The sequence below is a fragment of the Mesorhizobium sp. RIZ17 genome, from assembly GCF_051127865.1.
Classification (GTDB): domain Bacteria; phylum Pseudomonadota; class Alphaproteobacteria; order Rhizobiales; family Rhizobiaceae; genus Mesorhizobium; species Mesorhizobium humile.
Window position 1 is genome coordinate 5,080,861 of the sequence record NZ_CP147861.1, and the last position, 20,406, is coordinate 5,101,266.

General features: G+C 64.9%; 20 protein-coding genes. 11 read left to right on the top strand and 9 right to left on the bottom strand.

Going from position 1 to position 20,406, the window contains the following annotated elements:
- Positions 1 to 36: 36 nt before the first annotated feature.
- Entirely contained in the window at positions 37 to 1,059 is a 1,023-nt protein-coding gene (locus WDX12_RS24660; protein ID WP_434725703.1) for an aminopeptidase, read from the bottom strand.
- A 430-nt stretch (positions 1,060 to 1,489) separates the two neighbouring features.
- On the opposite strand from WDX12_RS24660, the gene WDX12_RS24665 reads away from it, so the two are divergent.
- The 3 genes from WDX12_RS24665 (at position 1,490) to WDX12_RS24675 (ending at position 4,640) form a co-directional block, all read left to right on the top strand.
- On the top strand, positions 1,490 to 3,067 hold the full coding sequence (locus WDX12_RS24665; protein WP_434722351.1) for an HD domain-containing phosphohydrolase: 1,578 nt from the start codon (positions 1,490 to 1,492) through the stop codon (positions 3,065 to 3,067).
- A gap of 90 nt (positions 3,068 to 3,157) precedes the next feature.
- Complete coding sequence (locus WDX12_RS24670; RefSeq protein ID WP_091581466.1) at positions 3,158 to 3,430, top strand: hypothetical protein; 273 nt, start codon at positions 3,158 to 3,160, stop codon at positions 3,428 to 3,430.
- A gap of 85 nt (positions 3,431 to 3,515) precedes the next feature.
- Positions 3,516 to 4,640, top strand: a complete 1,125-nt coding sequence (locus tag WDX12_RS24675; protein ID WP_434722352.1) for a substrate-binding protein — start codon at positions 3,516 to 3,518, stop codon at positions 4,638 to 4,640.
- A 64-nt stretch (positions 4,641 to 4,704) separates the two neighbouring features.
- Here WDX12_RS24675 and WDX12_RS24680 read toward each other — a convergent pair whose 3' ends face one another.
- On the bottom strand, positions 4,705 to 4,947 hold the full coding sequence (locus WDX12_RS24680) for a hypothetical protein (protein ID WP_434722353.1): 243 nt from the start codon (positions 4,945 to 4,947) through the stop codon (positions 4,705 to 4,707).
- Between the two features lie 95 nt (positions 4,948 to 5,042).
- The gene (locus tag WDX12_RS24685) at positions 5,043 to 5,792 is read right to left on the bottom strand and encodes a DUF899 domain-containing protein (RefSeq protein WP_320297420.1); all 750 of its coding nucleotides are present in this window, start codon (positions 5,790 to 5,792) and stop codon (positions 5,043 to 5,045) included.
- Between the two features lie 122 nt (positions 5,793 to 5,914).
- Here WDX12_RS24685 and WDX12_RS24690 point away from each other — a divergent pair, with 122 nt between their 5' ends.
- Together WDX12_RS24690 and WDX12_RS24695 are read left to right on the top strand one after the other, a co-directional pair.
- Complete coding sequence (locus WDX12_RS24690) at positions 5,915 to 7,135, top strand: helix-turn-helix domain-containing protein (RefSeq protein WP_434722354.1); 1,221 nt, start codon at positions 5,915 to 5,917, stop codon at positions 7,133 to 7,135.
- Between the two features lie 31 nt (positions 7,136 to 7,166).
- Positions 7,167 to 7,808 carry a Vgb family protein gene (locus WDX12_RS24695; protein ID WP_434722355.1) on the top strand — a complete coding sequence of 214 codons (642 nt, stop codon included), beginning with the start codon at positions 7,167 to 7,169 and terminating at the stop codon, positions 7,806 to 7,808.
- A gap of 20 nt (positions 7,809 to 7,828) precedes the next feature.
- Here the strand turns inward: WDX12_RS24695 and WDX12_RS24700 are convergent, their stop codons facing one another.
- From WDX12_RS24700 to WDX12_RS24710, 3 genes are all read right to left on the bottom strand, one after another.
- The gene (locus tag WDX12_RS24700) at positions 7,829 to 8,917 is read right to left on the bottom strand and encodes an acyltransferase family protein (RefSeq protein ID WP_434722356.1); all 1,089 of its coding nucleotides are present in this window, start codon (positions 8,915 to 8,917) and stop codon (positions 7,829 to 7,831) included.
- A gap of 106 nt (positions 8,918 to 9,023) precedes the next feature.
- Complete coding sequence (locus WDX12_RS24705) at positions 9,024 to 10,286, bottom strand: MFS transporter (protein ID WP_434722357.1); 1,263 nt, start codon at positions 10,284 to 10,286, stop codon at positions 9,024 to 9,026.
- Complete coding sequence (locus WDX12_RS24710) at positions 10,283 to 11,014, bottom strand: MBL fold metallo-hydrolase (RefSeq protein WP_434722358.1); 732 nt, start codon at positions 11,012 to 11,014, stop codon at positions 10,283 to 10,285. Before WDX12_RS24710 ends, WDX12_RS24705 begins: the two co-directional genes overlap by 4 nt.
- A 111-nt stretch (positions 11,015 to 11,125) precedes the next feature.
- On the opposite strand from WDX12_RS24710, the gene WDX12_RS24715 reads away from it, so the two are divergent.
- Entirely contained in the window at positions 11,126 to 11,791 is a 666-nt protein-coding gene (locus WDX12_RS24715; RefSeq protein ID WP_434722359.1) for an ArsR/SmtB family transcription factor, read from the top strand.
- A gap of 179 nt (positions 11,792 to 11,970) precedes the next feature.
- On the opposite strand, the gene WDX12_RS24720 is transcribed toward WDX12_RS24715, so the two are convergent.
- Together WDX12_RS24720 and WDX12_RS24725 are read right to left on the bottom strand one after the other, a co-directional pair.
- Entirely contained in the window at positions 11,971 to 13,473 is a 1,503-nt protein-coding gene (locus WDX12_RS24720) for a winged helix-turn-helix domain-containing tetratricopeptide repeat protein (protein ID WP_434722360.1), read from the bottom strand.
- An 82-nt stretch (positions 13,474 to 13,555) separates the two neighbouring features.
- Positions 13,556 to 14,149: a TetR/AcrR family transcriptional regulator gene (locus tag WDX12_RS24725; RefSeq protein WP_434722361.1), complete on the bottom strand. Its 594-nt coding sequence runs from the start codon at positions 14,147 to 14,149 to the stop codon at positions 13,556 to 13,558.
- Between the two features lie 103 nt (positions 14,150 to 14,252).
- On the opposite strand from WDX12_RS24725, the gene WDX12_RS24730 reads away from it, so the two are divergent.
- Both WDX12_RS24730 and WDX12_RS24735 read left to right on the top strand, forming a co-directional pair.
- Positions 14,253 to 15,068, top strand: coding sequence for an oxidoreductase (locus WDX12_RS24730; RefSeq protein ID WP_434722362.1), 816 nt, complete (start codon positions 14,253 to 14,255; stop codon positions 15,066 to 15,068).
- Positions 15,069 to 15,182: 114 nt separating this feature from the next.
- Positions 15,183 to 16,184: an NADP-dependent oxidoreductase gene (locus WDX12_RS24735; protein WP_434722363.1), complete on the top strand. Its 1,002-nt coding sequence runs from the start codon at positions 15,183 to 15,185 to the stop codon at positions 16,182 to 16,184.
- A gap of 109 nt (positions 16,185 to 16,293) precedes the next feature.
- On the opposite strand, the gene efp is transcribed toward WDX12_RS24735, so the two are convergent.
- Entirely contained in the window at positions 16,294 to 16,863 is a 570-nt protein-coding gene (gene efp, locus WDX12_RS24740; RefSeq protein ID WP_320297409.1) for an elongation factor P, read from the bottom strand.
- Between the two features lie 129 nt (positions 16,864 to 16,992).
- Between efp and epmA the strand changes: the two genes are divergently transcribed.
- From epmA to WDX12_RS24755, 3 genes are all read left to right on the top strand, one after another.
- Positions 16,993 to 18,036 (top strand): EF-P lysine aminoacylase EpmA, encoded by a 1,044-nt coding sequence (epmA, locus tag WDX12_RS24745; protein WP_320297408.1) that lies wholly within the window; start codon positions 16,993 to 16,995, stop codon positions 18,034 to 18,036.
- A 210-nt stretch (positions 18,037 to 18,246) separates the two neighbouring features.
- The gene (locus WDX12_RS24750; RefSeq protein WP_320297407.1) at positions 18,247 to 19,590 is read left to right on the top strand and encodes a TldD/PmbA family protein; all 1,344 of its coding nucleotides are present in this window, start codon (positions 18,247 to 18,249) and stop codon (positions 19,588 to 19,590) included.
- Complete coding sequence (locus tag WDX12_RS24755; RefSeq protein WP_320297406.1) at positions 19,577 to 20,386, top strand: 3'(2'),5'-bisphosphate nucleotidase CysQ; 810 nt, start codon at positions 19,577 to 19,579, stop codon at positions 20,384 to 20,386. The genes WDX12_RS24750 and WDX12_RS24755 overlap by 14 nt, the downstream gene beginning before the upstream one ends.
- The last annotated feature ends 20 nt before the right edge of the window (positions 20,387 to 20,406 follow it).

A 20,406-nucleotide genomic window follows, 5' to 3' on the forward strand; every position in this document is an offset into this window, starting at 1 on the left:
TCTGCGCCGCTTCCGGATACCGATTTCCCTACATTGTCAATTGCACGTGGCAGCGGCCTTGAGCGCATCGGCCCGGGAAGATGCGGGCAGATTTCCGATCCGTCGAACAGAGGCGTAGAACCTTGGATAGTCGCCGGAGCACAAGTCGAACAAGCGGAGAAACGCCGGAACCTCTTCGCCATAGACAGCGGTCGCGGCAAGCTTTGCGTTGTTGATGGGGCTATCGAACCAGGCGTCGTATCCGCGGTATCCGGCCCATCGCTGGTCGCGCATTTGCCGGTAGCGCGTCCGCAGCCTGTCGATGGTGGCGGCTTTGTCGGCTGCCTTCTGCTCCGGGCGACGGGGGCTTCCATAGACCTGGCTCAGCTCGTCCCGGGTCTTCGCGATCAGTCCGAGAAAATCGGCCTTGCGCCTGCGATCGGCTTCGTAACTGCGCAACCCGGCGCGATTGCCGGTGGCGCCCAGCCATTTCCTCGTGCCGGTGGTTTCGACGGAAACAGCGAAAGCCTCGTTGAACGCGGAGTCGCCGTTCACATAGACTTTCTGATGCGCCAACTCATGGAAAACGAGGCTTGCGAGGTAGGTGTCGTTCTGGCGCAGCATGGTGCTGAGCAACGGATCGCTGAACCAGCCCAGCGTGGAGTATGCCGTGATGCCCGTCACATAGACGTCCAGCCCCTGCCGCTGCAGTCCAGCGGCATTTTCGAGCGCGTCCTTGCGCGAAAAATAGCCCTTGTAGGGAACGCAGCCAAAGACCGGAAAGCACCATGTTACCGGAGCGAGAGAGAATTGCGGCGCGGCAAAGACCGCCAAGGTCACATCGTTGCGACCGACGTCGACATAACTGCGGTAGCTGCTGTTGTCGGGCAATGCCAGTTCTTGCGTGGCAAAGCGACGTATGGCGCTGGCCGAGGTCAGCTTGGCACGCAATGGCTCCGGCGTCGAAGGATCATGGATCAGCGTCGCAACATTCTTGCGCGCGGCCATGATCTCGACATGGCCCTCCAACGACTGCGCGTAGTAGGAAATGCTGGTGCATCCGGTCATACCGGACGCCATGATCGCAGCGGCGAGCAATCGAAAAACGCGCTTCAAAGCCTGCCCACCGCCTGCTGATCTCCCATGGAGCAAATGTCCATTTGCTCCCGTGTCTCAGGCGCGCCTATTTTCGTCAAGACCTGGAAGGGCAGCGGTCGGACCTCCGATTTCGCAGCGGTGATCAGGATACGGCGCTCAGCGAAGATCTGACCTCCGCCGCGCCATCAGCCGCAGTCGTGTTGCAAGATGGAAGGCCACCATCGACAGGACACATCGGCGCCATGCCGCTGAGCAGCGAGGCGCCCGCCCGGATTGGCCCCTCCAATCGCCGACGTTCGGGCTACGGCCCAGGCAAAGCGGTCTCGCCGCAAATGACAGCAGGCTTGGGGACCTTTCCCCTAGGTATTGCTGGCTCGTGGGGGTAGCATGAGGCGCACTGGGGATGTGCACGATGACAGACGCCTCGATACGCCGGGCGGACTTCATGATGGTCCTGGCCTATGCTTCGGACCTTGCCACTGGCCATTCGCGTGATTTCGCGCTGAAATCCTGCGTGCTTGCAATGCGGATCGCCAAGCTTGCGGGCCTTTCCGACGAGGTTCGGCGTAACGCCTATCACCAGTCTATGCTGCGTTATGTCGGCTGCAATGCCGACACCGACCTGCTCTCGGCCACCTTCGGCGACGAAATCGCGCTCCGCCAGGATCTCGTCGGTCTCGACATGGGCAACCGTGCGGAATTGGGCAGGGTCTTCGTGCAGGCCTTCAAGCGGTTCTACTACGATCTCGAGCCTGACGCGCAGGCCAGGGCGATCGAGGCCGCGATGTCGCAGGCGCTCGCCGTAGCCCGCCCGGTGCTCACCGCGCATTGCGAGGTCGCTCAGCGGATCGGCGAGCGGCTTGGCCTGTCCGACGGCATCCGACGCAACCTTGGCCAGATCTACGAACGCTGGGACGGCAAGGGCCTGCCGCGCGGCTTAAGCGGCGAGGATGTCCTGCCGGCCGTCCGTCTGATCACGCTGGCGCAGGATGCAATCGCGCTCAGCGAGGCAGTCGGCATCGACGGGATGGCCGAAACCATCGCCAGTCGCGCGGATGGCCCATATGAAGCGGGTCTGGCCCGGCTCGTCTCGGCCAACGCGGCGGCCTTGATGGACGGCATCGGCGCGACGGTCGACCGCGAGACGATTTTGGCGCTGGAGCCCGATCCGCCGGTAACGCTGGACGAGGGGGCTTGCGATGAGGCGTTCCTCGCCATTGCCGACATGATCGACATGCGCATGCCGTTTACGCAGGGCCATTCGCGGATGGTGTCGGAACTGGCCGCGGGTGCGGGGGCACGGATCGGGCTGCCCGGGACTGATGTGCGCGCGCTGCGCTGGTCGGGCTGCATCCATGATATCGGCGAACTCGTCGTGCCCGTGGCGACCTGGATGCGCAACGGCCCGCTGTCGGTGCGTGAGCGCGACGCCGCGCAGCTGCACGCTTATTACGGTGAGCGGGCGCTGGCTTCCTTCGGCCACGACGGCGATGCGATGGGCGCGCTCGTGCTGCGCCATCACGAGCGCCTGGACGGTTCGGGATATCACCGCAAGGTCAGCGGTTCCGACCTGTCTCCGGCGGCCAGGATCCTGGCCGCTGCCGAGGCCTTTCAGACGTCGCGGGAGGAACGTCCGCACCGCAAGGCGCTGTCCAGCGAGGCGGCGGCGACGCAGTTGCGTGCAGCTGTTCGTGACGGCTGTATCTGCCCCGACGCTGCCGAGGCCGTATTGTCCTTCGCCGGGCAGCAGTCGCGCCGGGCTTTGCCGCAGGCGCTAGCCGGGATGACGCGGCGCGAGATCGAGGTGCTGCGCCTGATCGCCGCCGGCCTTACGGCGAAGGAGACGGCTCGCAAGCTCGATATCTCGCCCAAGACCGCCGACCACCACATCCAGAGCGTCTACTCCAAGATCGGCGTGGCCACCCGCGCCGGTGCCGCGCTCTATGCGGTCGAGCATGGCCTTGTCCGGCCGGGCGAAATGCCGGCATAGGGAATCCACCCCATGTGCGCCCGCTCCGGCGCGCGCATCGTGATCCTGTCGACGGACCAATGGTGGCCGCGACCGACAGGAGGAAATCAGATGCTTCTCGCAACGACCAAGGTGGCGGACGTCGACCGCTTCATCCGTATCTTTTCGACCAAGGGCGCCGACAAGCGCCGGCTGCACGGCTCGAACGGCGCAACCGTGTTCCGCGACCCGAGCGAGCCTGACCGCGTCTGGGCGATCTTCGACTGGGACGCCGAGGGTTGGAAGAATTTCGTGTCGGATCCGGAAGTCCCCGCGATCCTGCAGGAAGCCGGCCATGTCGGCAAGCCGCAGGCGGCATTGCTGCTGGGCCACTACGAGGCCTGAGGTCAACCCCTGCGCGCTGCCTGCCGTCGGCGGCGGCGCGCCCAACGAAACCCCAGAAGACGACCCCCAGAATCGGAGAAATCAGATGGATCCGAAACCCATCAAGATCGGCCTTATCGCCGAGCTCACCGGCCCATTGTCTTTCATGGGCATCGCCAACGCCAACCTCACCACCATGCTTGTCGACGACATCAACGCCAAAGGCGGCCTCCTCGGCCGCCCGGTGGTGCTAGTCATCGAGGATGGCGAAACTCTCGAAAGCGTCGCCAAGGCAAAGGCCGCGAAACTAGTCGACGTCGACAAGGTCGATGTGGTCGTCGGCGGCATCTACAGTTCGACCCGCCTGGCCATCAAGAGCGAGGCGGTCACCCGGGGCGGGACGCTCTACCTCTATACCGAGCAGTATGAGGGGCAGGAAAACGATCCGCTGATCTTCTGCACTGGCCCCGTGCCCGCGCAGCAGGTCGAGCCGCTGATCCCATGGCTCATGAAGTCCACGGGAGCCAGGAAATTCTACCTGCCATCCGCCGATTACATCTGGCCTCATTTGCTGAACAAGGCCGCGAGCCACGTAGTGCGCGCCAATGGCGGCGAGATCGTCGGCGAGGAGTACTTTCCACTGGACACTGTCGATTTCCGGCGGACGGTGCAGCAGATCATGGCGAGCGGCACCGACGTGGTTTTCAACACCATCGTCCCGCCGGGGCTGACACCGTTCCTCGAAGAACTGCACAAGGCCGGCTTCGGCAAACGCGGCGGCCGGATCGTCTGCACCTACTTCGATGAGAACTTCTTCAACCTGGTGCCGCCCGAGCAGATCGAGGGCCTCTACAGCTGCCTCGACTATTACCAGGAACTCGACGAACCGTTCGGTCGCGCGCTGTTGCGGCGCTACAGCGAACGGTTCCCCGGCGGCGCTACCTTGACTGCGGGCAGCGGGTGCACCGGGCACTACCGGGCGATCAAGATGTGGGAAGCTGCCGTGAAGGAGGCGGGCAGTGTCGAGCGCGACGCGGTCATCCGGGCACTCGACCATGCTCGTATCGCCGAAGGGCCGGGAGGTGCGGCCGAGATGGTTCCCGGCCAGCATCATGTTCGCATGAACATGTACATCGCGCAGGCGCAGGGCGGTCAATTCAGGGTCGTGAAGAACTTGGGTCCGATCGATCCCAACGAGCGCGTACTTACCAACGAACTCCAACCAGGCTAGGTGGAGCGAGCGTCGGCACTTTTCTTCCAATTGGCGGGGGCCGCTGAACGGTCCCGGTCCAGCCTTATGCCCGCCTGCCCACCAGCCGCAGCCATGGCGCAAGATGGAAGGCCGCCATCAGGAGATACATCGGCGCCATGCCGCTGAGCAGCGACGCGCCCGAGCCCGGCATGCACATCATGTCATGGCCGCCATAGGCGAGCGTCAGCAGCGCCATTGTTGCAAAGGTCGGCGCCGCGGCGAGGCAGAGCCAGTCGGCGAGGCCGAAGCCGCTCAAGCCGGTCGGGCGAGGGGAGTCGATGCTCATGATATCCACCTTCTGAAGCGGTCAGGTTTCAAGCCCTTAGGGCGAAGCGATCGGCTCCGGCGGCGCAGTTCCACGCCGCCGGAGTCGCTTCACGCTCAGGCGTTCTTGTTGCGGAACGCCGCTTCGCCGGCATCCGACACCTCGACCCATCTCTGGTCGGGGGCGGCACCTGCTTCGTAACTGTCGTGCCAGTTCCACCACTTGTAGGTCTGGGTCTGCGGATAGCCCTCGGGCGAATCCTCCCACACCTCCTGGCGGCCGAGCGGCGTGACGTCGAGATAGCTCCAGACGGTGCCGAACGCTTCATCGCCGCGGTTGTTGACGAAATAGGTGCGGAAAATACGCTTGCCGTCATGGATGAAGACGTTGTGGCCGTGCCATTCGTCGACGCCGAAATCCTTATCCCAGCTGTCGGTGATGGTGTACCAGGGCATCTTCCAGTCCATCTGCTGCTTAAGCCGCTGGATGTCGGCCTGCGGCGCGCGCGAGGCATAGGCAAGCGTGGTGTCGCGGGCATTGAGATGGGCGAGGTTGCCGACCTGATCGGCGCCGAGCGAGCAGCCGCGGCAGGCATGCTCTGGCCAGCCATAGACGCCCGGCTCGAAGAAGGCGCGGTAGATGACGAGCTGCCGGCGACCTTCGAACAAATCGAGCAGGCTCACCTTGCCGTTCGGGCCTTCGAACACATAGTCCTTCTTGACTTCCATCCACGGCATGCGGCGGCGTTCGGCGGCCAGAGCGTCGCGGGCGCGGGTGACGGCCTTTTCCTTGACCAGCATCTCTTCATAGGCGCCTTCCCATGCTTCCTGCGAAACGACCGGCGGTGTCTTCATGTGTTGGGTCATTGCTCTTGTCCCGTTCTTGGGTTTGGTTGGGGGGTGACGAAGACAGACATAGGGCCGCACACCGCAATGGTGGGAGTTACAAGTATGACGCGATTTGCTGTGGCGGGCTTTGAGGCGACGGCATGGACTCGCTGATCAACGCCGCCGGCCGCGCGCTTGCCGCTGGCGATCCGCTCGGCGCCCTGAAGCGCGTCGCGCTGCGCGACGACGCGCCGGCGCTGGCGTTGCGCGGCATCGCGATGGCGCAGCTCGGCGATTTCGCCAAGGCCAAGGCGCTGCTGAAGGACGCCGCCCGCGCCTTCAGCCCGAGGGAAGCGGTGGCGCGGGCGCGCTGTGTCGTCGCCGAGGCCGAGATCGCGCTCGTCTCGCGCGACCTCGGCTGGCCGGAGAAGGCCCTGCGATCCGCCCGCGCGACGCTCGCCACGCATGGCGACCGGCTGAACGCCGCCTATGCCGGCAGCCTCGAGGCGCGCCGCCTCATCCTGATCGGCCGGCTCGACGAGGCCGAGCGGCTGCTTTCGGATTTCGATCCGGCGCCGCTGCCGCCCGTGGCGCGCGTCGCGCATGAACTGGCGGCGGCCGGCATTGCCGTCCGCCGCCTCAGGACAAAGGCGGCGCGCTCGGCCTTCGGCCGGGCATCGCTTGCCGCTTACCAAGCCAACATCCCGGCCTTGAGGGCCGAAGTCGAAGCGGCATCCCTGGTGTTGAACACGCCGGTCGGCCGGTTGATTGCGCGCGGCGCGGAGAAGGATCTGCTGCTCGATGAGGTTGAGGCATTGCTGGGCTCGGGCGCGCTGGTTATCGATGCCTGCCGCAATGTCGTGCGCGAAGCCGACGCGGTCGTGTCGCTGGCGACCCGGCCGGTGCTGTTTACGCTGGCGCGCACGCTCGCCGAGGCATGGCCGGCGGACGCATCGCGCGAGGAGCTGCTGAGGCGCGCCTTCCGGGCCAGGCATGCCGACGAATCGCATCGTGCGCGGCTCAGGGTCGAGATGGGACGGCTGCGCGCCGAGCTCGGTGAGTTTGCCGAGATCAACGCAACCGCCGCCGGTTTCGCCATCGCGCCGCTGAAGGCCGCCGGGGTCGTCGTGCTTGCGCCGCCGGTCGAGGATGAGCATGGCGCGGTGCTCGCCTTCCTGGCCGATGGCGAGGCCTGGTCGAGCTCGGCGCTGGCGATCGCGCTTGGCGCCAGCGCGCGCACCGTGCAGCGGGCGCTGGAGGAGCTTTCGACGGCAAACAAGGTGCAGGCGGTCGGCCGCGGCAGGGCGCGCCGCTGGATGATGCCGCCCGTGACCGGATTCCCGACTGTGTTGTTACTCCCGGGTCCGCTGCCGACCGACTAGTCTGCGGCCATCGTTCGAATGGAGATCGAAAATGAAACGAGCCGCTGCCGAGATCCTGCGTGAATACGGACCGTTCCCCGGCGTCGAGCGCGTCAACGGTGTTACCTATGACGGCGAAAATGTCTGGTTCGCCAGTGGCGACAGGCTGAACGCGCTCGATCCTGACAGCGGCATGATCGTGCGTACGATCGATGTCGCCTCGCATGCCGGTACCGCCTTCGACGGCGAGTATCTCTACCAGATTGCCGAGGATCGCATTCACAAGGTCGACCCGAAGATCGGCAAGGTCGTCGCAACCATTCCCGCCCCCGGGAACGGAGGTGATTCAGGCATGGCCTGGGCCGAAGGCTCGCTCTGGGTCGGCGAATATCGGGCACATAAGATCCATCAGATCGATCCTGAAACGGGCAAGGTGATCCGCACGATCGAATCGAAGCGCGTCGTCACCGGCGTCACCTGGGTCGATGGCGAGCTCTGGCATGCCACCTGGGAGGGCGAGGAGGGCGATCTGGTGCGCGTCGATCCCGACACAGGCGACGTGCTGCAGGAACTGGCGATGCCCTCCGGCGTGTCGGGGCTGGAATCCGATGGCGGCGGCTGCTTCTTCTGCGGTGGCGGAAGCAGCGGCAAGATCAAGGCCGCGCGGCGTCCGGGACATAGCAGCGGCAAGTAATAGGCGGGAGGGCGGCCCGGTCAGGCCGCTTCGCGCGCCTGCCGCGTCATAGGCTTGTTGGAAGCCTTGGCGGCGTTCGACCCGTCGACATGCGCCCAGGCCGGCCGCTCGAACAGGAAGATGCCGAAGCCGATGCGCTTGACGATGAAGTAGAGCACCACCGGGCTGACGACCGAGACGAGCAGGACCGCGAGGCTCAGCATGCCGGTGTCGGTCAGAAGGCCGCTTGCCAGCATGACACCGCGGAAGATCGACATCGGGATGGTGAAGGCGACATAGACGACCAGCGAATGCTCGCCGAGCCAGCGCACCCATTCCATGGACGCGAATTTCGACAGGAAGCCGCCGGCGACGCAGAGCGCAACCGCGCCGGCGACGGCAAGCGACAGATGCAGCGGCGGCCATGCCGCCAGGCCCATCTGCATGCCGACCGGCTGCATGGCATAGCCGGGCGAATAGACGAGCAGGCCGTTGACGAGCGCCCATGCGAGCAGGCCCGCAACGGCGATCGCCGGGCGAGCTTGCGTCCATTCGACCAGCCGGAAGATCAGCGGCGCGAGCACGAAGCCGAGATAGAAGAACACGAAATAGGCCGCGAATTGCTCGACCGCGTAGCTGTCCGGCTTCGGCGCCCACATCTGCAGCACGGCAGCAGCCAAGATGACGATCCAGTGCGGCACGCGAAGCTCGCGCAACAGGCGGATGACGATCCCGAAGACCGCCAGCATGTAGATGAACCACAAGACGCCGTACGGCTCGACGACGGCCATGGCGAGATCGTGCAGCATGCCGGCCGGGTCGCGGCTGAAGATGCCGATCTTCAGCCCGATCGAGATGATCGCCCAAAGCACATAGAAGTAGAGATAGTGGACGACGCGGCGGTCGATATAGCGCCGCCATGGCCGGTCGATCACCTGCGACAGGAACAGGCCCGAGATCAGGAAGAATTCCGGCATGCGGAAGGGCGTCGCGAAGCCGATGACATAATGCAGGAAGCCGACGCCGCCGGTGTATTCGCCGGTGTTGTAGGCCGAATACATCATCACCACCAGGAGGATGGAAAGGCCTTTTGCCGTATCCACCCACGGCATGCGGTTCGGGCTGCTCATGCGCGATCTCGAGGAAATTCAACTGACGCAATTGTAGCGGACGGGCGCATGTCCCGCAGCAACAAGCTTACGATATCGTAAACGGAAACCTTGTTTGGGGCCGGCGTTAACCATCGCCCGGCGCTGGAAATGGGACGGCGACGCCAGTCTCGCGCATCGCTATCGCCACGATCGCACCCGACAGGAAGGTCAGCGCAGCGACTGACCCGATCGCCGCGGCGAAGCCGAAGAAGTCGGCGATCAGGCCTGCCGACAGCGCCCCGATCGCATAGCCGAGGTCGCGCCAAAAGCGGTAGACGCTGAGCGAGCGCGCCCGCCAGGAGGGATGCGACGCATCCGACACCGCCGCGATCAGGCTCGGATAGACCATCGCAGTGCCGAGGCCGAGCAGCAGGCTGGCCAGCAGCCACCAGCTGAAATCGCGCGTCATGGCGGTGGTGAGAAGCCCCGCCGCCTGCACCCACATGCCGGCGACGATCAGGCCCTTGCGGCCCCAGCGGTCGCTGAGCGGCCCGGTGGCGACCTGGAAGATGCCCCACACCGCCGGATAGACCGCCTTGAGAATGCCGATGCGCTCGACGCCGAGTCCATTGGCAACGAAGAAGAGGGGAAACAATCCCCAGCTCATGCCGTCATTGAGATTGTTCACCAGGCCGGCTTGCGATGCGGCGAACAGGTTGCGGTTCCCGAACGAGGTCAGCATGAAGATCTCGCGAAAGCTCAGCGGCGAAGCTGCTTTCGGATGGTTCGCCAGCTCCAGCCGCACATGCTCGCGCGTGTCGCGCACAAGCAGGAACGACAGCGCGGCACCCAGGATCGCATAGCCGACGCCGAGATAGATCGGCACCGGACGCAGCCCGTAGCGGCTCGCGAGATAACCGGTGAGGAAGGCGGTGACGCCGACCGCGAGGTAGCCGGCGAACTCGTTGAGGCCGACTGCGAGCCCGCGCGACTTCGGCCCGACCAGGTCGACCTTCATGATCACCGTCATCGACCAGGCGAACCCCTGGTTGATGCCGAGCAACGCGTTGGCGGCGACGATCCAGCCCCAGCTTGGCGCCCAGATGATGATGAAGGGCACCGGCACGCCGAACAGCCAGCCCAGGATCAGCACGCGCTTGCGGCCCCATGTGTCGGCGAGCTGGCCGGAGACGAGGTTGGCACAGGCCTTGACCACGCCGAAGCTGACGATGAAGGACACGACCAGCGTGGTCGAGGCGACACCGAATTCCTCTGCGCCGATCAGCGGCACCACGGTCCGCTCGATGCCGACCATGCCGCCGACGAAGGCGTTGATCAGCACCAGCAGCCCGAACTGCTTCCAGTTGGCCTTGAGGCCGAGCGCGACGGCGGGCGCCGCTGCGCTCAAGGTTTCGCTCCGGCGTTGACGGCCCGGGTCCGCGCGGCTTCCGGCGGCGGGGGAGGGATATCGGCGGTCATGGCGGCGACGAACTCACCCTCGTCCTCGATGCGGAAGGCCTTGTTGAAGCGTCGCTCGAAGCCGATGGTCGACGTCGGCTTGCCGCTCAGCGAACGGCCGCAGACAGAACCGGAATAGGCGCCGGGCAGCACCTCGATATGGTCGGGCAATCCCTTCAGCCGGCGCACGCTGGCGAAGAGCGCGCGGGCGCCGTCCTCGGCGCTGGAAGCAAGCTCGGTGCGGCCGAGATCGCCGACCATCAGCGTGTGCCCGGTGAGCACGAACCAGGGTTCGGTCGATCGCGTCCGGTCGGTGACGAGAAGGCTCAAATGCTCCGGCGTATGGCCCGGCGTGTGCATCACCGTTGCCGTGACATTGCCGAGCTCCAGCACCTCGCCGTCCTTCGCGCGCCGGAACGGGAAGCCGGCTTCCGCGCCTTCGAACAGCACGTATTCGGCGCCGGTTGCCTCGGCAAGCGCCCGGCCGGCCGAGATGTGGTCGGCATGGATATGCGTGTCGACGACATAGAGGATGCGCATGCCGGTCGCGCGCGCCGCCTCGACATAGGGCACGATGTCGCCGACCGGATCGACGACAGCCGCCGACGCCTTGCCGCCGCAGCCGAACAGGTAGGAGGCGGCAACCGGGTCGGTATGCAGGAACTGCCTGAGAATCATTGCGTTTCCTCCAAACGGACAGCCGTCCCGGGCGAAGCAGCCGAGCTTGACAGCAAGCCGAAACTATCATTCAATTATTCCATTGAATGACGATGCGTCGCTGAAAGGCCGATGTCAATCCGCAATCCGAAGCAGGCGCTCTACGAACAGTTCGCGATCGTCGCGAAGGCGCTCGGCCATCCGCTGCGCCTGGAGTTGATCGAGCATCTGGCGCAAGGATCGCGCAGCGTCGAGGCGCTCGCGGCGAAACTCGGCCAGCCGGTCGCCAACATCTCCCAGCATCTTCAGGCGCTGCGCCGCGGCGGCATCGTCTCGGCCGAACGCGACGGCAAGTTCGTGCATTATTCGCTCGCCGATGCGAGCGTGCTGTCGGCCTTCGCCGCCATTCGCGGCGTCGCCGAACGGCAGCTTGCCGAGGTCGACCGCATCGTGCGCGGCTATTTCGACGCGCGCGACGACATGCGGCCGGTCGGGCGCGAGGAACTGCAGGCACTCATGCGCGACGGACTGGTGACACTGATTGACGTTCGTCCGGCCGATGAGTTCGCGCTTGGCCACGTGCCGGGCGCGATCAATGTGCCGCTCCGCGAAATCAACGCGTGGTCCGGCAGCGCCGATGCCGGCAAGCAGATCGTCGCCTATTGCCGCGGTCCCTGGTGCGTGATGTCCTTCGAGGCCGTCGCTGCGTTGCGCTCGCTCGGGCTTGCGGCGCGCCGCCTCGAGGACGGCATGCCGGAATGGAGAGCTGCGGGCTTGCCGGTCGAAGCGGCCGCCTGACTGCGGGCAATGATGCCGAGCACTAAAGCATGTCTCCCGAAAGTGGTCCCGGTTTCGGGGCAAAGACATGCTTAAGATCAAGGACTTAAAGCAGATTGCGTGAATCCTTTTTCACGCGACCTGCTTTAGCGCGAACTGCTTCCAGTTGGCCTTGAGGCCGAGCGCGACGGCGGTGGCGTTCACGCGGGAAAACCGGCCTTTATGAAGCCTGAAGTGAAAAGCTCCAGAGCGACCGGGTCGGCGAACGGGAGACATGAAATCAGCCGAACAGTTACGTCGTGTTTCCTTGTCAGCGCTTCCTCGACTTCAGCGCGCGCCTTCTCCATCTCATCCAAATGTGCGTATGTCGCTGCGAGGAAGGCGTGAATGAAGAAATGGTCGCCGGCCTTCTGATACGAACCGACGGCTTCCGAGTACCTTCCAAGCAGGAAGAGCGAGCTGCCCTTCACCTCCCAGAACCATATCGGAGGTAACGGGTCGCGCAGGAGCGCGCTTTCGAGCACGCGGAGCGCGGTCTCGGCTTGACCACCATAGTTGAGCCAGCTTGCGTAATCGCCTGCTATGTTCACGTCCAGCGGGTTCAGCGAGCGTGCCTGCTCGAAATGCATTCCCGCATCGCTATGCTGGCGCATGTGCGTAAGCACCAGCCCCATGCTCTGGTGACAGACGCCATCGCTCCTGTCGAGGGCGAGCGCCGCTCGCGCCGAGTTCCAGGCCTTCTGCAGTGTCCTCGGATCGTTGTCATACCAGAATCTGCCAACGAGGGCCTGTGCGAGGAAGGCGTGGCCCTGAGCGAATGTCGAATCGAGCTCGACACATCGAACGAACAGGGACTCGGACTCGTCCATTTCATATTGATGGAAGAGCGCGCGCCCCTGCAGATAGTAGTCGTATGCATCCCAATCGGCCGGAGGCTTGCGTCTGGAGCGGCTCGCTGTATCGGCCTCAGCCCGGCCCTCGACCATCGAGGCGATGAGAGCGGCAACCTCGTCTTGCAATGCGAAGATGTCGTTGAGGGCCCGATCGTACCGTTGGGCCCACAGGTGGGCGCCGGTGGCGGCATCAATCAATTGCGTGGTGATGCGAATGCGATCGCCGAGCTTTCGTACGCTGCCTTCGACTAGGTAGCGGACCCCGAGTTTGCGATGGACTTCGGCAATGTCCAATGCCGGATCGCGAAACTGAAAGGACGAATTGCGCGCAATGACGAGGAGGGAGCGAAACCTGGCCAGCTCCGTGATTATATCCTCGGTTATGCCGTCACTGAGATACTGCTGGTCGTGATCGCCGCCCAGATTAGCAAAAGGCAGTACCGCGATCGACGGCTTGCCGGACGATGGTATCGGTTTGGAGGGCGCGCTCGCCACCGGCTCGACAGTCCCGGTGAAGCGGTAGCCGACGCGAGGCACGGTGGCGATCCACTCACCGCCATTGTCAGCCGGACCGAGAGCCTTTCTCAGTGTCGCGATCTGGACGGTAAGGTTGCCTTCCTCGACGGCGGTGCCCGGCCAGGCAGCGTCCATCAGCTCGGCCTTGGTCACGATCTCGCCGGGCCGTGCCGCAAGCGCGGCAAGCAGCGTCAGCCCACGATGCCCGACAGCGATCGGGACCCGCTCTTTAAGGAGCGTCCCGGTGTCGGGATCGAGTACGAACGGACCAAAGGCGATGCGAGTCCCCTGCATGGGGGGATATTAGCCGTTTCGGAGTTTCCGGAACAGTTTCGGCACTGCGGCCACGGAGCGCCAATTGCGAGCTCAAGCAGATCTATGACCGGCCCGGCGCCGGTTCCTGCTGAAGCGGACGGATCAGTGTCCGTGCCGCAGCCTTCCCTGCCGCGAGGATGCGGTCCGACAATTCGGATCCTTCCATGGCGCGGGCCAGTTGAAGAGCGCCGATGAGGGTCGAAAAGACGCCCAGCGCAACGGCCTCCGGATCTTCGGTCGGCGGCAATGCTTCACCTATCTGCTGCGTCAAGGATTGAACGCGCTCGGCATAAAGGTCCCTCGTTTCAGCCGGCTGCCGTGCAATCTCCGGCAACAGCGCGGCAGAAGCGCAGCCCTTGCCAGGATTGTCCCGGTGCTCAGCCGATAGATAGGCATCTATGGCCAATTCCAGGCCGCCAGCGGCCAATGCTTCCTGCAATTGGTGCGACTGCGCTTCCAAGGCCGCCGCCACGCTCTCACGCACGAGCTCGGCCTTGGATTGAAAATGCGGGTAGAAGGCCCCGTTCGTGAGCCCCGCGTCGCTCATGATGGCGGCAAGGCCCGACGCTGCGATCCCGTCCGACCGGAAACGGTCGGCGGCGACCTCCATGATCCGGCCGCGTGAAGCATCCTTCCGGCCCTTTTCGTAGCGCATGGCAGCCATCCCTTTCTTTTATTGCATTATGAGCATAATATGATATTATGATCGTAATTCAACTGACACGAAAATGCTAGCCCTCATGATTTTGGAGAACGAAATGAATGCGAATTCCGGAAAAACTGCAATCGTGACCGGAGCTTCCTCGGGCATCGGCCGCGCCAGCGCCGAGGCCTTGGCGCGCGCGGGATTCACCGTCTTCGGGACAAGCCGCCGCAAGTCCGACAGTGGCCCCGATGGGGTGGTGATGCTGGCATGCGACGTGACCGACGGTGACGCCGTTTCCGCGCTCGTTTCGACGGTGCTGTCGCAGACCGGCCGGATCGACCTCCTGGTCAACAATGCGGGTGTCGGCCTGCTTGGAGGCGCCGAGGAATTCTCGGTTCCACAGGTGCAGGCCCTGTTCGACGTCAATCTGTTCGGTGTCATCCGCATGACCAATGCGGTGTTGCCGTCGATGCGGCGGCTCGGCCAAGGGCGCATCGTCAACGTCGGCTCGGTGCTGGGACTCGTGCCGGCACCGTATTCGGCGCATTATTCGGCGGTCAAGCACGCGCTCGAAGGCTATTCGGAATCGCTCGACCACGAGGTTCGTGCCTTCAATGTCCGTGTCTCGGTGGTCGAACCGGCATTCGTGCGCACAGTCTTCGACCAGAACGGTATCCGGCCGGTCTCCCTGCTGAAGGAATACGACCGGGCTAGAGCCGGGCTCGAAGCGCTCCTTCGCGATGTGATGCCTGTGGCCGATCGGCCGGAAGTGGTGGCCGAGGTGATCGTCAAGGCGGCGACCGCTGCTCGTCCGCGGCGGCGCTACACCGCCGGCAAGGCAGCGCGCCAGGTCAGCCTGCTGCGCCGCTTCGCCCCCGCGGATATATTCGACAAAAGCCTGCGCAAACAGTTCCGCCTTCCGGTCTGAACGCAACGCGGCGAAGGATTTCGCGCGCAGCCGACTGGCAAGCAAGGCCTTCCGCTGTGCCCGCCACCTTCCGAACCAACCGTTTCAAGAAACACGTTTCAGAAAGTCACTGCAATGAAAGCATTTGTCGTCGATCGCTATAACAAGAAGGGCATTCTGCGGTTGGCTGAGATGCCGGCACCGAACGTCGGGGATAGCGATGTCCTGGTCGAGGTCCACGCCGCCGGGGTGAACCTCCTGGACGCCGATCTCAGAACCGGAAAGTTCAAGCTCATCCTGCCCTATCGCCGGCCCTTCATCCTTGGCCACGACATGGCTGGGACGGTTGTCCGCGTGGGATCGAAAGTCCGCAAGTTCAAGCCCGGCGACGATGTCTACGCGCGGCCGCGAGATGGCCGGATTGGCACATTCGCCGAGTTCATTGCCCTGGATGAAGCCGACGTGGCTTTGAAGCCCAAGAACCTCAGCATGGAGGAGGCAGCCTCAATCCCCTTGGTCGGCCTTACCGCCTGGCAGGTGCTCGTCGAAAGGGCGAATCTGAAGAAAGGACAGAAGGTCTTCATCCAGGCCGGCTCAGGCGGCGTTGGCACATTCGCCATCCAACTGGCAAAGCACCTCGGCGCGGCCGTTGCGACAACCGCCGGCGCGGCGAGTGCCGATTTGGTCAAGGGGCTCGGCGCGGACGTGGTTGTCGACTACAGGAAAGACGACTTCGAGAAAGTCTTGTCGGGCTACGATGTCGTCCTGAACAGCCAGGACGCCAAGACGCTCGAAAAATCCCTGAACGTGCTGAAACCGGGCGGCAAGCTCATTTCCATCTCCGGCCCGCCGGATCCTGAATTTGCGCGGGCGAAGGGACTGAACCTGGTCCTGACGTTGTTAACGCGGCTGTTAAGCCGGGGTATTCGGGCCAAGGCCAGGCGCCATGGCGTGAGTTTTTCGTTTCTTTTCATGGCGGCGCAGGGTGATCAACTGACCAAGATCACTGCCCTCATCGAATCCGGGGCGATCCGCCCGGTTGTCGATCGGGTTTTTCCATTCGAGGCGGCCAACGAGGCTCTGGCCTATGTCGGAACAGGGCGCGCCAAGGGCAAGGTCGTGATCAAGGTCAGGTAGCACCCTGCCGTTTTTGCGAGCCGGCACTCAGGACAGGGCAAGGCAAGGTATGCCGATGGGTCGGCACGCCTGTCCTCAGAAGCCGCGGCAATTGGGCTGTCGTAAGCTCTCAGTCCTTGGCGCGCTCGACATACGAGCCGTCGGCGGTCATCACCACGATGCGCGTGCCGGCGGAGATGTGCGGCGGCACTGTTGTGCGCACGCCGTTGGAGAGCACGGCCGGCTTGTAGGAGGAGGACGCCGTCTGGCCCTTGGTGACCGGCTCGGTATCGACCACCTCGAAGGTGGCGCGCTGCGGCAGCACCAGCGAGATCGGCACGCCGTTGAACTGCGCGAGCTGCACGGCCATGCCCTCCTGCAGATAGGGCGCGAAGTCGCCGACCACGCCTTCCGAGGCCACGACCTGGTCGTAGCTTTCCGGGTTCATGAAGTGGAAACCTTCGCCATCGGAGTAGAGGAAGGTGTGTTCGCGTTCCTCGACATAGGCGCGCTCGACCATTTCGGTCGTGCGGTAGCGTTCCGACACCTTCACCCCGTCGCCGATGCGGCGCATGTCGAGCTGGGTCACCGGCGTGCCCTTGCCAGGGTGGATGTTTTCGGCAAAGAGGATGACATAGAGCTTGCCGTCCTTATCGACGACGTTGCCTTTGCGTAAGGAGCTGGCGATGACCTTGACCACGATATTCGATCCCGTTCGAGTTTTTCGGCCTGCGAGCGTCGATTTCCGCGAAGCGGCGACGGCGGCCATCGCGTGCGCCCTAGCGCATCTTGCGCCGAACCGCCAGCCTTCCGCTCGATTTTCCTGCCCATGACCGCCGCTTCGCCCTGGTGGACGCCTGATATCCATGCCGATCGCCGGCCGCGCCTGATGGCGCGCAATGCCATCGCCGCAGCATTGCGCGGCTGGTTCTCGACACGCGATTTCATCGAGGTGACGACCTCGGCGCTGCAGGTTTCGCCGGGCAACGAGGCGCATCTCGCCGCCTTCGCCACCGAGGCGATCGGGCCCGACGCATCGCGCCGGCCGCTCTATCTCCACACCTCGCCGGAATTCGCCTGCAAGAAGCTGCTTGCCGCCGGCGAGGAGCGCATCTTCAGCCTCGGCCCTGTCTGGCGCAACCGCGAGCGCGGGCCGCTGCACCATCCCGAGTTCACCATGCTCGAATGGTACCGCGTCGGCGATACGGTTGAGCGCCTGATGGACGACTGCGCCGAATTCCTGGCGCTCGCGGCGGAAAGGGCCGGCACAAAGCGCTTCCGTTTCCGTGGCCGCGAGGCCGACCCTTTCGCCGAGCCGGAGCGGCTGAGCGTGGCGGAGGCTTTCAAGCGCCATGCGGGCATCGACCTGCTGGCGACCGTGTCAGTCGACGGCAGAACTGACCGCGACGCGCTTCACGAAGCGCTGGTCCATGCCGGACTGCGCACCGCGCCCGACGACAACTGGGCCGACCTGTTCAGCCGGGTGATGGTCGAAAAGATCGAGCCGGCGCTGGGGCAGGGGCGGGCCACCATCCTTTACGGCTATCCGATTTCGGAAGCGGCACTCGCCCGGCCGAGTGCCGAGGATCCGCGCGTCGCCGAGCGCTTCGAGCTCTATTGCTGCGGCGTCGAGCTTGCCAACGCTTTCGGCGAGCTGACCGACGCGGCCGAACAGCGCCGCCGCTTTGTCGCCGAGATGGACGAGAAAGAACGCGTCTATGGCGAGCGTTATCCGCTGGACGAGGATTTCCTCGCCGCTCTGGCCCTCATGCCGCAAGCCAGCGGCTCGGCCCTCGGCTTCGACCGGCTGGTGATGCTGGCGACCGGGGCAAACAGGATCGAGGACGTGATCTGGGCGCCGGTGGCCGAGTAGCACGCCCTTCTCGGCCCTGGGGTAAAGCATCCGACACGAACCACGGCGATTGCCTTGAGATTGCCGCATCCGCCATTGCACAAGCGTCGGTGGAACAATAGATGGTGCGGACGCATCCATGATGGTGCCATGGCGTCCATGATGGTGCGGCACCATCATAGCCGGCAGGGTTCCTCGTGACGGACTGCGTGAACAAACAGGAACAACCGCATGACCGATAAGCTCGACGCAGCGAAATTGACCGATCGCGTCGCGGCGCTCGTCGAGGCGGCCAGGCGCGCCGGCGCCGACGCGGCCGACGCGGTCGTGGTGCGCGGCCGCTCCGCCGGCGTGTCGGTTCGGCTGGGCAAGGTCGAGGGCACCGAATCGTCGGAGAGCGAGGATGTGTCGCTGCGCGTCTTCGTCGGCCAGCGTGTGGCGAGCGTTTCGGCCACCGCCGCATCCGACCCCAAGGCGCTTGCCGAGCGTGCCGTGGCCATGGCCAGGGTTTCGCCCGAGGATCCGTTCCAGGGCCTCGCCGATCCCGCGCTGCTTGCCCGCAATCTGCGCGATCTCGATCTCTTCGACCCGACGGAGGTATCGGCGGACCAGCTGAAGGAAGCGGCACTTGCGGCCGAAGCGGCCGCATTGGCGGTCAAGGGCGTGACCAATTCCGCGGGCAGCAGCGCCGGCGCCGGCCTGGGCGGCATGGTTCTCGCCACTTCGCATGGCTTTGTCGGCCAGTATGTCGGCTCGCGTTTCTCGCGCTCGACCAGCGTCATCGCGGGTGAGGGAACCGCGATGGAGCGTGACTACGAATTCTCCTCGCGCCAGCACTTCGCCGACCTCGACGCGCCGGAAGAGATCGGCCGCAAGGCGGGCGAACGCGCGGTGCGCCGCCTCGGCGCCCGCAAGGCGGCGACCGGCCCGGTCGACGTGGTGTTCGATCCGCGCGTCGCGCGCGGCATAGCCGGCCATCTGGCCGGCGCCATCAACGGCGCCGCGGTCGCCCGCAAGACCAGCTTCCTGCGCGACATGATGGGCAGAGAGGTGGCGTCGGCCGCGATCACCGTCACAGACGAGCCTTTGCGGCGGCGCGGCCAGGCCTCGCGCCCCTTCGATGGCGAGGGCGTCGAGGGCGAGAAGCTGCTGATGGTCGAGAAGGGCGTCTTGAACCACTGGTTCCTGTCGACCTCTGCCGCGCGCGAGCTCGGCCTCGTCACCAATGGGCGCGGCTCGCGCAGCGGCTCGTCGGTTTCGCCGTCCTCGACCAACCTTGCCATCGAGCCGGGCGGGCGTTCGCCGGAAGATCTGATCGCGTCGTTGAAGAGCGGCTTCTATGTCACCGAGGTCTTCGGCCAGGGCGTCGACATGGTGACCGGCGAATACAGCCGAGGCGCCTCCGGCTACTGGATCGAGAACGGCGCGCTGGCCTACCCGGTGGCCGAGGTGACGATCGCCTCGAACCTGAAGACCATGTTCCTCAACATGGTGCCGGCGAACGATCTCGACCGCAATTTCGGCACGGCGGCGCCGACGCTCCTGATCGAAGGGATGACCCTTGCCGGCGCTTGACCAATTGACCTCGAGCGAGGCCCGCGAAGACCTCGCTTTGCTGCGCGATGCCGCTCGCGAGGCCGGCGCCATCGCCATGCGCTATTTCGGCAACAACCCGCAGGTGTGGATGAAAGGCGGCACCTCGCCGGTGAGCGAGGCCGACCATGCGGCTGACGCCTATCTGCGCGAGACCTTGCTTCGGGCGCGTCCGGATTATGGCTGGCTGTCGGAGGAGACCGCCGACGACCATGCCAGGCTGTCGGCCCGCCGCACCTTCGTCGTCGACCCGATCGACGGCACGCGCGGCTTTCTCGATGGCCTGCATTCCTGGTGCGTCAGCGTAGCCGTGGTCGAGGCCGGGCGCTCGCTCGCGGGCGTGCTCGAATGCCCGGCCAAACGCGAGACCTATTGGGCGCTGCCGGGTGAGGGCGCCTATCTCAACGACAGGCGCATCCATGTCCGTCCGCTTGGGCAGGACGTCGATATCGGCGGACCCAAGCCGCTGGTCGACTTGATGCCGCAGGCCTGGCAGGGAAGGCTGCGGCGCACGGCCTACATTCCTTCGCTTGCCTATCGGCTGGCGATGATCGCCGCGGGCAAACTCGACGCGACCTTCGTCAAGCCGAGCGCGCATGACTGGGACATCGCAGCTGCCGATCTCATCCTCACCGAGGCCGGCGGCGCATTGATAGACCGCACCGGCAAGCCGCCGCGCTACGCCGGCGAGGTGATCAATCATGGCGCGCTCGCGGCCGGCAGCGGCGAATTGCTCGGCGTGCTTGCCGGGGTCATTGCCGGGCTTGACGAAGGGTGAGGCGGTCGGCGGTTCCAATA

Coding starts and splice junctions, on each gene's coding strand:
- WDX12_RS24715 (WP_434722359.1), top strand. CDS start 11,126: ATGTCAATCCGCAATCCGAAGCAGGCGCTCTACGAACAGTTCGCGATC.
- WDX12_RS24730 (WP_434722362.1), top strand. CDS start 14,253: ATGAATGCGAATTCCGGAAAAACTGCAATCGTGACCGGAGCTTCCTCG.
- WDX12_RS24725 (WP_434722361.1), bottom strand. CDS start 14,149: ATGCGCTACGAAAAGGGCCGGAAGGATGCTTCACGCGGCCGGATCATG.
- WDX12_RS24710 (WP_434722358.1), bottom strand. CDS start 11,014: ATGATTCTCAGGCAGTTCCTGCATACCGACCCGGTTGCCGCCTCCTAC.
- WDX12_RS24665 (WP_434722351.1), top strand. CDS start 1,490: ATGACAGACGCCTCGATACGCCGGGCGGACTTCATGATGGTCCTGGCC.
- WDX12_RS24660 (WP_434725703.1), bottom strand. CDS start 1,059: ATGGCGTCCGGTATGACCGGATGCACCAGCATTTCCTACTACGCGCAG.
- WDX12_RS24690 (WP_434722354.1), top strand. CDS start 5,915: ATGGACTCGCTGATCAACGCCGCCGGCCGCGCGCTTGCCGCTGGCGAT.
- WDX12_RS24680 (WP_434722353.1), bottom strand. CDS start 4,947: ATGAGCATCGACTCCCCTCGCCCGACCGGCTTGAGCGGCTTCGGCCTC.
- WDX12_RS24670 (WP_091581466.1), top strand. CDS start 3,158: ATGCTTCTCGCAACGACCAAGGTGGCGGACGTCGACCGCTTCATCCGT.
- WDX12_RS24735 (WP_434722363.1), top strand. CDS start 15,183: ATGAAAGCATTTGTCGTCGATCGCTATAACAAGAAGGGCATTCTGCGG.
- epmA (WP_320297408.1), top strand. CDS start 16,993: ATGACCGCCGCTTCGCCCTGGTGGACGCCTGATATCCATGCCGATCGC.
- WDX12_RS24720 (WP_434722360.1), bottom strand. CDS start 13,473: ATGCAGGGGACTCGCATCGCCTTTGGTCCGTTCGTACTCGATCCCGAC.
- WDX12_RS24685 (WP_320297420.1), bottom strand. CDS start 5,792: ATGACCCAACACATGAAGACACCGCCGGTCGTTTCGCAGGAAGCATGG.
- WDX12_RS24695 (WP_434722355.1), top strand. CDS start 7,167: ATGAAACGAGCCGCTGCCGAGATCCTGCGTGAATACGGACCGTTCCCC.
- WDX12_RS24675 (WP_434722352.1), top strand. CDS start 3,516: ATGGATCCGAAACCCATCAAGATCGGCCTTATCGCCGAGCTCACCGGC.
- WDX12_RS24750 (WP_320297407.1), top strand. CDS start 18,247: ATGACCGATAAGCTCGACGCAGCGAAATTGACCGATCGCGTCGCGGCG.
- WDX12_RS24700 (WP_434722356.1), bottom strand. CDS start 8,917: ATGAGCAGCCCGAACCGCATGCCGTGGGTGGATACGGCAAAAGGCCTT.